At 43.7% G+C, this 8,950-nt stretch carries 12 protein-coding genes; 9 read left to right on the top strand and 3 right to left on the bottom strand.

Features of this window, described 5'->3' with window-relative positions; genetic code table 11:
• The first annotated feature begins 169 nt into the window (after nucleotides 1–169).
• Nucleotides 170–1,342: an NRAMP family divalent metal transporter gene (locus tag AN213_RS08070; protein WP_408002931.1), complete on the top strand. Its 1,173-nt coding sequence runs from the start codon at nucleotides 170–172 to the stop codon at nucleotides 1,340–1,342.
• A 137-nt stretch (nucleotides 1,343–1,479) separates the two neighbouring features.
• Here AN213_RS08070 and AN213_RS08065 read toward each other — a convergent pair whose 3' ends face one another.
• From AN213_RS08065 to AN213_RS08055, 3 genes are read right to left on the bottom strand one after another with little or no spacing between them, the layout of a single operon-like run.
• The gene (locus tag AN213_RS08065) at nucleotides 1,480–2,667 is read right to left on the bottom strand and encodes a VWA domain-containing protein (protein WP_055198217.1); all 1,188 of its coding nucleotides are present in this window, start codon (nucleotides 2,665–2,667) and stop codon (nucleotides 1,480–1,482) included.
• Nucleotide 2,668: 1 nt separating this feature from the next.
• The gene (locus AN213_RS08060) at nucleotides 2,669–3,517 is read right to left on the bottom strand and encodes a MoxR family ATPase (protein ID WP_055021018.1); all 849 of its coding nucleotides are present in this window, start codon (nucleotides 3,515–3,517) and stop codon (nucleotides 2,669–2,671) included.
• A 52-nt stretch (nucleotides 3,518–3,569) separates the two neighbouring features.
• Complete coding sequence (locus AN213_RS08055) at nucleotides 3,570–3,803, bottom strand: DUF1653 domain-containing protein (RefSeq protein WP_370626052.1); 234 nt, start codon at nucleotides 3,801–3,803, stop codon at nucleotides 3,570–3,572.
• A 63-nt stretch (nucleotides 3,804–3,866) separates the two neighbouring features.
• Between AN213_RS08055 and AN213_RS08050 the strand changes: the two genes are divergently transcribed.
• Genes AN213_RS08050 through AN213_RS08015 form a run of 8 tightly spaced genes read left to right on the top strand, consistent with a single transcriptional unit; the run spans nucleotide 3,867 to nucleotide 8,941 of the window.
• Nucleotides 3,867–4,349, top strand: a complete 483-nt coding sequence (locus AN213_RS08050) for a DUF2947 domain-containing protein (protein ID WP_054560905.1) — start codon at nucleotides 3,867–3,869, stop codon at nucleotides 4,347–4,349.
• A 59-nt stretch (nucleotides 4,350–4,408) separates the two neighbouring features.
• Nucleotides 4,409–5,035: a hypothetical protein gene (locus AN213_RS08045; RefSeq protein ID WP_055198212.1), complete on the top strand. Its 627-nt coding sequence runs from the start codon at nucleotides 4,409–4,411 to the stop codon at nucleotides 5,033–5,035.
• 27 nt (nucleotides 5,036–5,062) lie between these two features.
• Nucleotides 5,063–5,353: a cell division protein FtsB gene (ftsB, locus tag AN213_RS08040; protein WP_054560903.1), complete on the top strand. Its 291-nt coding sequence runs from the start codon at nucleotides 5,063–5,065 to the stop codon at nucleotides 5,351–5,353.
• Nucleotides 5,343–6,044 carry a 2-C-methyl-D-erythritol 4-phosphate cytidylyltransferase gene (gene ispD, locus AN213_RS08035; RefSeq protein WP_055198210.1) on the top strand — a complete coding sequence of 234 codons (702 nt, stop codon included), beginning with the start codon at nucleotides 5,343–5,345 and terminating at the stop codon, nucleotides 6,042–6,044. Before ftsB ends, ispD begins: the two co-directional genes overlap by 11 nt.
• Complete coding sequence (ispF, locus tag AN213_RS08030) at nucleotides 6,041–6,523, top strand: 2-C-methyl-D-erythritol 2,4-cyclodiphosphate synthase (RefSeq protein ID WP_055198208.1); 483 nt, start codon at nucleotides 6,041–6,043, stop codon at nucleotides 6,521–6,523. The genes ispD and ispF overlap by 4 nt, the downstream gene beginning before the upstream one ends.
• The gene (gene truD, locus AN213_RS08025) at nucleotides 6,520–7,548 is read left to right on the top strand and encodes a tRNA pseudouridine(13) synthase TruD (RefSeq protein WP_055198206.1); all 1,029 of its coding nucleotides are present in this window, start codon (nucleotides 6,520–6,522) and stop codon (nucleotides 7,546–7,548) included. The genes ispF and truD overlap by 4 nt, the downstream gene beginning before the upstream one ends.
• Nucleotides 7,549–8,313, top strand: coding sequence for a 5'/3'-nucleotidase SurE (gene surE / locus AN213_RS08020; RefSeq protein WP_054560899.1), 765 nt, complete (start codon nucleotides 7,549–7,551; stop codon nucleotides 8,311–8,313).
• Nucleotides 8,303–8,941, top strand: a complete 639-nt coding sequence (locus tag AN213_RS08015) for a protein-L-isoaspartate(D-aspartate) O-methyltransferase (RefSeq protein ID WP_054560898.1) — start codon at nucleotides 8,303–8,305, stop codon at nucleotides 8,939–8,941. Before surE ends, AN213_RS08015 begins: the two co-directional genes overlap by 11 nt.
• Nucleotides 8,942–8,950 lie beyond the last annotated feature (9 nt).

Below are 8,950 nucleotides of genomic sequence, written 5' to 3'. Positions count from 1 at the left end.
TGCTAACTTGCTAACTTGCTAACTTGCTAACTTGCTAACTTGCTCTGCTTCCAATCTCACACAAAACGCTGTAAGTTGCTTGTTACTAAGAATAAAACACACATAACTTATGCAATCAGCAGTATCAAATTGGCAGTCTAAATTAAATGCTTTAGGGCCGGGGATTTTAATGGCTACAGCCGCCATTGGTGGCTCACATCTAGTAGCATCAACACAAGCAGGATCGTTATTCGGCTGGCAGCTATTTTGGCTAATCATTGTAGTAAACGTATTGAAGTATCCGTTCTTTCGATTTGGCATGGAGTACACGCTCGCGACTAAACAAAGTTTAGTTGAGGGCTACAAGCAAAAAGGGCCGGGGTATTTCTATAGCTTTATTGCGCTTAATATAGTCGCCGCCGTAGTGAATACTGCGGGGGTTTTATTATTAACGGCCAGCCTACTGCACTATGCATTACCTGTCACAATTTCTGTGACCTTATTATGCTGGCTGATTTTAGCTGTGTGTTTGCTTATTTTGTTGTTAGGGCATTTTAAAGCGCTCGATAATGTCTCAAAGCTCATTATGGGGCTGTTAACGGTTACAACTGTGGCAGCGTTGGTAGTGGCAATTAATAATGGTGCTATGGCGCCAGTTGACTATGTGGGTCCGTCGCCGTATGAGCTTGCTATGCTCGGCTTTATGGTCGCGCTTATGGGCTGGATGCCTGCGCCTATCGAAATATCAGCAATTAGCTCATTGTGGCTAAAAGAAAAGCAGCACCAACAACCAGTGACAAAACAACAAGGCTTGTTTGACTTTAATTTGGGCTACTGGCTTACCGCAGCACTTGCGCTCGTGTTTTTCTCGTTAGGTGTGTTAGTACAATATGGCCAAGCACAAGCTGTGCAATTAGGTGGAGTCGCTTTTGCAAAGCAGCTAATTGATATGTATGCCCTTACTGTGGGCGAGTGGGCAAGACCGCTGGTTTCAGGTATTGCTTTTTTATGTATGTTTGGCACTACGCTAACTGTGCTTGATGGCTACGCTAGAACATTAAATGAGTCACATAAACTGCTACCGATTAAACAATCTAAACACAGTTTAAATATGTGGTTATTACTACAAGCATTTGCAGGTATGGCAGTGATTTTATTCTTTAAATCAGCCCTTGGCCCAATGCTTACTTTTGCTATGACCCTCGCTTTTGTAACCACTCCCGTATTTGCATGGCTGAACTTTAGTTTAGTACGCTCAGAACCCAGCATTCATCACTCACCTTTATTACGCACCCTCAGCTGGCTAGGTTTGCTTTATTTAGTGGGCTTTGCGCTGGTGTTTTTAGTTTGGAAACTCGCTTAGTTAGCGAGTTACAAGGGGAAAGAGTAAAGTTAGAGCTGTCAGATTGACAGTTAGCGAGTTACTAGGGGTAAGAGTAAAGTTTTCGAGCTGCTTGACTTAGATAGTGGCCAGTTTAGGGTTTCTAACTTTCTAACTTTCTAACTCAACTCCCTAATCGCATTACTAATCCCATCTAGCGTGAGTGGGTACATGCGGTTGTCCATTAACTGCTTTATAAAATCAATTGATTGATAATAGCGCCAGTGTTCAACGGGTTGTGGGTTGAGCCAAGCGACTTTATCAAAGTGATTGGTTATGCGGTTTAGCCAAGCGCTGCCGGGCTCTTCATTCCAATGCTCAACGCTACCACCAGGGTAGGCTATTTCGTAAGGGCCCATGGTGGCGTCACCAACAAAGATCACCTTGTAGTCGCTGGTGAACTTGTTAATCAAGGTCATGGTATCAATGACGTTAGAGTGACGACGTTCGTTGTCTTGCCAAACATGCTCATACAAACAGTTATGAAAATAGTAAAACTCAAGGTGTTTAAACTCGCTGTGGGCGGCACTAAATAACTCTTCGCAGGTATGAATGTAATCATCCATTGAACCGCCGATATCAAACAGCATCAATACTTTTACCGCATTATGGCGCTCTGGTGCCATTTTTACATCGAGCATGCCGCCTTGTTTTGCAGTAGCGCGAATTGTTTCGGTTAAATCGAGAGTATCGCTGGCGCCAGTACGGGCAAATTTACGCAGTTTTTTTAGAGCAAGTTTAATGGTGCGCGAGCCGATTTCACGGTCACTATCAAGGTTTCGGTAGCTGCGTTTATCCCATACTTTTACCGCACGGCGATGTCGGTTACCGTCTTGGCCTATGCGAACACCTTCAGGGTTATAGCCATAGGCACCAAATGATGAAGTGCCACCGGTACCCACCCACTTATTACCTCCAGCATGGCGCTTTTGCTGCTCTTCAAGGCGTTGCTTGAGGGTTTCCATGAGTTTATCAAGGCCGCCCATGGCTTGTAATTGCGCTTTTTCTTCTTCGCTTAGGTGCTTTTCAAACTCTTTGCGTAGCCAATCATTAGGCAAGTCGTGTTGCTGTTTTAAACTTTCGAGCAGATCAAGGTCGGCCACGCCACTAAAGTAATCTGCAAAGGCTTTATCAAAACGATCAAAGTGGGTTTCGTCTTTTACCATGATGGTACGCGCCAAATAATAAAACGCGTCAACGTCGGCAAAAATAACCCCTTGCTTGAGCGCATTGATCAAATCAAGTAGCTCTCGCAAACTAACAGGTAAGCGGTATTCGCGAAGCTTGAAGAAAAACGCAATTAACATATTAACGGCGGCTCATAAACGCAAGTTTTTCGACTAAGCTAATGTCTTGCTCGTTCTTTAATAACGCGCCAAACATGGGCATTAAGCCGCCTTTTTGGCTTTTATCATGCAGTGTTTTAGCGTCTATATCTTCGGCCATCAGTAGCTTTAACCAATCAAGCAACTCGCTGGTTGATGGTTTTTTCTTAATGCCATTAACTTCACGTAGATTAAAGAACACCTCAAGTGCTTGGCGAACTAAATCTTGTTTAACGTGAGGGTGATGCACATCGATAATTTGTGCCATTTCTTCACTACTTGGAAAATCAATGTAATGGAAAAAACAACGACGTAAAAAGGCATCTGGCAGTTCTTTTTCGTTATTCGACGTGATGATCACAATCGGACGTTGCTTTGCAATAACTCGCTCGCCGGTTTCATAAACGTGAAACTCCATTTTGTCGAGTTCTAATAGCAAGTCGTTGGGAAATTCAATATCGGCTTTGTCTATTTCATCAATCAATAGTACAGGACGTTTGTTATGTTGCTCACCATAAGTAAAGGCTTGCCATAATTTCCCTTTTACAATGTAGTTGCTGATATCGTGCACACGCTCATCACCTAACTGGCTGTCGCGAAGGCGCGATACTGCATCATATTCATACAGACCTTGCTGCGCCTTAGTGGTTGATTTGATGTGCCATTGAATTAGCGTGGTGTCTAAGCTTTTCGCAAGCTCTTCGGCCAGCATGGTTTTACCTGTGCCGGGTTCACCTTTTATAAGCAGCGGCTTTTCGAGCAAGATCGCTGCGTTAACCGCTTGTTTTAATGAGTTACTGGCAATGTAGTTATCGGTTGAATTAAAAAGCACGATGTCACCTTATCTGGTCTGAGCAGTGATTAATAACGTCATGATGCCACAGTTAGTCGGCGTCTGAAAGGTATGCAAAACGCGGTACTGTTTTACCCTCGACAGTGACGGTTTCTGTAAACATACTAAGCGGGCGTGCCCACATGCCAAATTCGCCATATAGCGCTTGATAAATTACCAGTGGCTCATTCGTTTCGCTGTGGGTGGCAACATATTCAACTTTGTATTTTGGACCTTTGTAATGTTGGTAAATACCGGGTTTGATTGTCATGTGTTTATCTCGCATCTTGGAGTCATTTGGGTATAATTGCAGTTTGCACATTTTACGCTGAAACAAACTGCCTAAACTATGAATTATATTTCGTTAGATGAATACAAAAAAGCCTGGGTTTTTCGTCATAAAGATATGCCGATAAGCAGCGAAGACGCAGCACAAATTAAACCAATGAGCGCTGAACGCGCTGCGGTTTTATGGACTACTATGGTGAGCCGCGAGCATGATCACCCTGACTTTTTTGATAAAACAGATTGGTGCGGCAAAGACGACAGCTTTTCAGAGACCATTAACTGGGAAAGTGCATGGGAAGCGGGCGATGAGCAGTTACCAGAAGAAATCCTTAACCACTTAGAGTGGGAAGCAAACACCACTGTTTATTTTTGCATGGCTCGCGACAACATCATTGAAACCAGCTTTGCTGTTTTTAAACGTTGTTGGCAAAACTTTATGTTTTTAGCTGATGGTAGTTTGCTACTAGGTAAAAAGCGTGATGCAATGGTGCAGTTTTTAGAAACTGGTAATGCAAAATTGGGTAAAAAAGGCGCAGTAAAGTAGCGCTCAATAAACGCTCTATGCTATAAAACAGTCAAGCAATTGTTTTATAAGAGCGCGCATTGTCTAAACCAACTCCACAGAGCGAACACTCGCAACAAGCCGAAATTTGGCAAACTGATGCCGAGCGAGCTTTGTATGCGCAGTTATGTAATGCATTTTATGCTCGTGAGATCCCGCGTTTAGTTGATGAACCTGATACAGCAAGGCTAAAACGTTTATTAGCAAGCCTGCCTTACTATATTGAGCGTTTAGCTATGCGTATTGTCAGTGGTGATGCGCCACTACAGCTCGATTCACAAAATGGCAGTTGGCTTGAAAAACAAAAAACAACGCCGCCTGTTTATAATAAAAAAGACTCAAAAGACTTTTATAGTCAATATGCTAAGCGCGGGTTAATTGTTCCCGTGCTAATTAATGACAAGCAATGTACAACCGTGCGCATAGACAGCTTAGATCAAGTAAGCGACAATAAGGTACATTGCAACGAGCTTGGTTGGTTTGATACTTCCGGTGAATCGCTAGAAAACACGCATATTCAATTGCTTAAGCCTGCAAAGGCGGTGATGGCAGCGGCGTGTTGCGGTCATCAATGGCAATTTAATAAACGCATCACACCTAAGCGTTTGTCATTAAGAGAAATGCTGTTAGCAAGCAATATAAATTGGCGTAATTTAAACGCCCTTTGACTTAATTTAACCGCGAAGGAGTGTTCAATGCGGGTTTTTCAATTCGCCTTGTTGTGTTTGGCTTTATTTATTCAGTACCGCTTATGGTTTGGCCATAATGGGGTGCAAGACTACACTCGTTTAAAACAAGCGGTTACCTCTCATCAAGACACCAATGCGAAATTATTAAAGCGCAATAAAGTGCTCAAAGCCGATATTGAAGACTTAAAGCTCGGTCAAGAGGGCATTGAAGAACGGGCGCGTAATGAATTAGGAATGATTAAACCTGGCGAAACCTTTATTCGCGTATTACCAGGTCAACAGCAAAATGAACACTAAGCAATCTATCACCGCCATTGTTCCCGCTGCGGGAGTAGGGAGTCGAATGCAACATTCGGTGCCAAAGCAGTATATTGAACTTGCGGGTAAAACTATTTTAGAACATACCCTAAGTAAACTTGCAGAACTTAACGAATTAAACACCATCAAAGTAGCAATTAGCGATGATGACGGCTACTTTGCTGATTTACCACACATAGATAAGCGTATTGAGCGCGTGTCTGGTGGTAAAGAGCGCGCTGATTCTGTGCTTAACGCCTTGCTATCACTTGCTGGAAACCCACCTGATTGGGTGCTTGTTCACGATGCGGCAAGGCCGTTAGTGTGTCTTGCTGATATTCAGCGTTTAATAACTGAATGTATCGCTGCCAATGAAGGCGGTATTTTAGCGTCAAAAGTAAAAGACACCATTAAGCGCGGTCATACCCACAGTGAGCAAACGGTGCCACGTGATGATTTATGGCAGGCACTCACCCCTCAGCTTTTCCCTTATCAAGCGCTGACTAATGCGCTATCAAGTGCCCTTAAAAATGGTGTGACTATCACTGATGAGGCATCGGCAATTGAATGGGCTAAGCAGCCTGTTAAGCTGGTTGCAGGTCGCAGTGATAATATTAAAATCACCACCCCAGAAGATTTAGATTTAGCAGCATTTTTACTGCAAAAACAACAAAACGAGAGTACCTCATGATTCGAATTGGCCATGGCTTTGATGTACACAAATTTGGCGGCGAAGGCCCGTTGGTAATTTGTGGTGAAAAAATAGATTACCCACAAGGCTTTTTAGCTCATTCAGATGGTGATGTTGCCATTCACGCATTGTGCGATGCTATTTTAGGCGCATTGGCAATGGGTGATATTGGCAAGCATTTCCCTGATACTGCTAGCGAATACGAAAATATTGATAGCCGAATTTTACTACGCCACGTGGTTGGGCTTGCTAAAGAGCAAGGTTATGTACTTGGCAATGCCGACGTCACGATTGTTGCGCAAGCACCAAAAATGTTGCCACATATTCAAGCTATGCGTGAAAACTTATGCCAAGACCTTGAAGCTGATATTTCACAAGTTAATGTGAAAGCAACAACCACTGAGAAGCTTGGGTTTGAAGGTCGTAAAGAAGGTATCTCAAGCCACGCAGTGGTGATTATGAGCAAACAAAGCGCATGAGTGAGTTAAACTACCTATACGGTAAACCTCTTTCTAAGGCTGACTTTAAAACTCACGCCGAAGACTTCATGGTTGATGAAGATTTAGGTATTGAGTTTACCGGTTCTGGTGAACATGTTTGCTTGCAGGTTGTAAAAAAAGGCGAAAATACTCAGTTTATTGCGAAACGCATTGCCGAAAAAGCAGGGGTATCTCCACGTGATGTGAGTTATGCAGGCTTAAAAGACCGTCATGGCGTGTGTACCCAATGGTTTAGCGTGCCAGTTCCAATTAAGAAGCACATAGAATTTAGCGAACTGAATAACGATCAGTTTTTTGTAATATCGCAACAGCGCCATAACCGTAAGCTCAGAACCGGTTGTCATAAAGGCAATCGCTTTACCATTACATTACGTAATGTAACTGAGCCGCTGGATATTTTGTGCCGTATCAACGCGGTGCGTGCAGGGGTGCCTAATTACTTTGGTGAGCAGCGCTTTGGCCATGGTGGTCACAACCTTGAAATGGCAAAGCGCATGTTTGCTGGAGAGCGTATCCGCGATAAAAAATTGCGTGGCTTAGTTATTTCAGCTGCGCGCTCTTATGTATTTAATGAAATCGTGAGTATGCGGGTTGCCGAGCATGGCCTTGCGAAAACAATGCACCGCGAAGTGTTTATGCTCAGCGGCAGCAATGCTTTTTTTGAAGACAACATTAGTGATGACAATATTGCGCGCTTAGCGTCTGGCGATATTGTGATGTCGGTACCTATGGTTGGTAAAGGCGAAAAAGGCCTGACCGAAACTGAAAAAGTGTGGCTCGAACCTTATCAGCCTTGGATAGATGGCCTTAGCGAACTTGGCCTTAAGAATGAGCGTAGAATGTTACGACTTATTCCTGACTCATTAGCTGTTGAAACGATTGATGAAACTACTTTAAAGTTAAGTTTTGGTTTACCAAAAGGCTGTTTTGCTACCGCCCTGCTGCGTGAGCTGGTGGACTATCAAGATGCAAGCCCCAGAGAACAAAAACAAAAGGATGCGTAAATGAAAATCTTATTGAGCAATGATGATGGCGTACATGCTAAAGGGATTGCGGTTTTGTATCATGCATTGACGCAAATAGCAGATGTGACCTTAGTAGCGCCAGATCGTAATTGTAGTGGCGCAAGTAATTCATTAACGCTCATGAATCCACTTCGTGCAACCACCCTTGATAATGGCTTTATTTCGATTAATGGCACGCCGACTGACTGTGTGCATTTGGGAGTTAATGAATTAGTCGAGCAGCAGCCAGATCTAGTGGTTGCAGGAATAAACCACGGCGCCAACCTAGGTGATGATACCTTGTATTCAGGTACAGTAGCAGCGGCCACTGAAGGGCGCCACTTAGGACTGCCGGCGATTGCTGTGTCGTTATGCTCTAAAGAAGGAAATCACTTTGAAACTGCTGCAGCGGTTGCGGTGAGTATTATCAAAGAGTTGGCATCGCACCCGTTACCGAAAGATCAAATCATCAACTTAAACGTGCCAGATATTCCGCTTACAGAGCTTAAAGGAGTTAAGGTAACCCGTTTAGGTTCGCGTCATAAAGCTGAAACCATGACGAAACAACAAGACCCATGGGGCCGTGACATTTATTGGTATGGTACCCTTGGTGCTGAAAGTGATGCAGGTGAAGGCACTGATTTTTATGCCATTAATAATGGTTATGCATCAGTGACCCCGCTTAGTGTTGATATGACGGCGAAAGAGAGCTTACAAGCCGTCGATAGCTGGTTAGCAAATATGGAGATTAATAGTGCTGACTAATTATAATCGTAGTGCACTGGCATTAGCTGAACTATTAAAACGCGAGGGTGTAGAAGATAGTACTGTGCTTGAAGCGATAGCCTCAACACCCAGACACATTTTTATCGATGATGTTTTGCAACACAAAGCTTATCAAAATACCGCACTGCCAATCGGTCAAGGACAAACGATTTCGCAGCCATATATTGTCGCACGTATGACTGAGCTGCTCCGCTTAGCGGGTGTACGTGATAAAGTGCTCGAAATTGGCACAGGCTCTGGCTACCAAACAGCAATACTGGCAAAAACCTTCACTAAAGTGTGCTCGGTAGAGCGTATTAAAGCATTGCAATGGCAAGCAAAACGTCGTTTGCATAAGCTTGATTTATATAATGTCACCATGAAACACGGTGACGGTTGGCAAGGCTGGCAGTCGCAAGCTCCGTTTGAGGGGATTATTGTCACAGCAGCTGCGGCTACTATGCCAAAAGGACTTCTGGCACAACTTGCTGATGGGGGCGTTATGATTGCACCTATCGGTGAGCAAGATCAGCAATTAATGATGGTCGTTAGAAATGGCGACACTTTTACAGAACATAAAGTTGCACCAGTACGATTTGTACCTTTGGTACCTGGTGATATTGAATAGGACGTTATA

The organism is Pseudoalteromonas sp. P1-8, assembly GCF_001399985.1.
Classification (GTDB): Bacteria; Pseudomonadota; Gammaproteobacteria; order Enterobacterales; family Alteromonadaceae; genus Pseudoalteromonas.
Note: the sequence above shows the minus strand (reverse complement) of the source record. Positions and strands in the feature narration are given on the sequence as shown.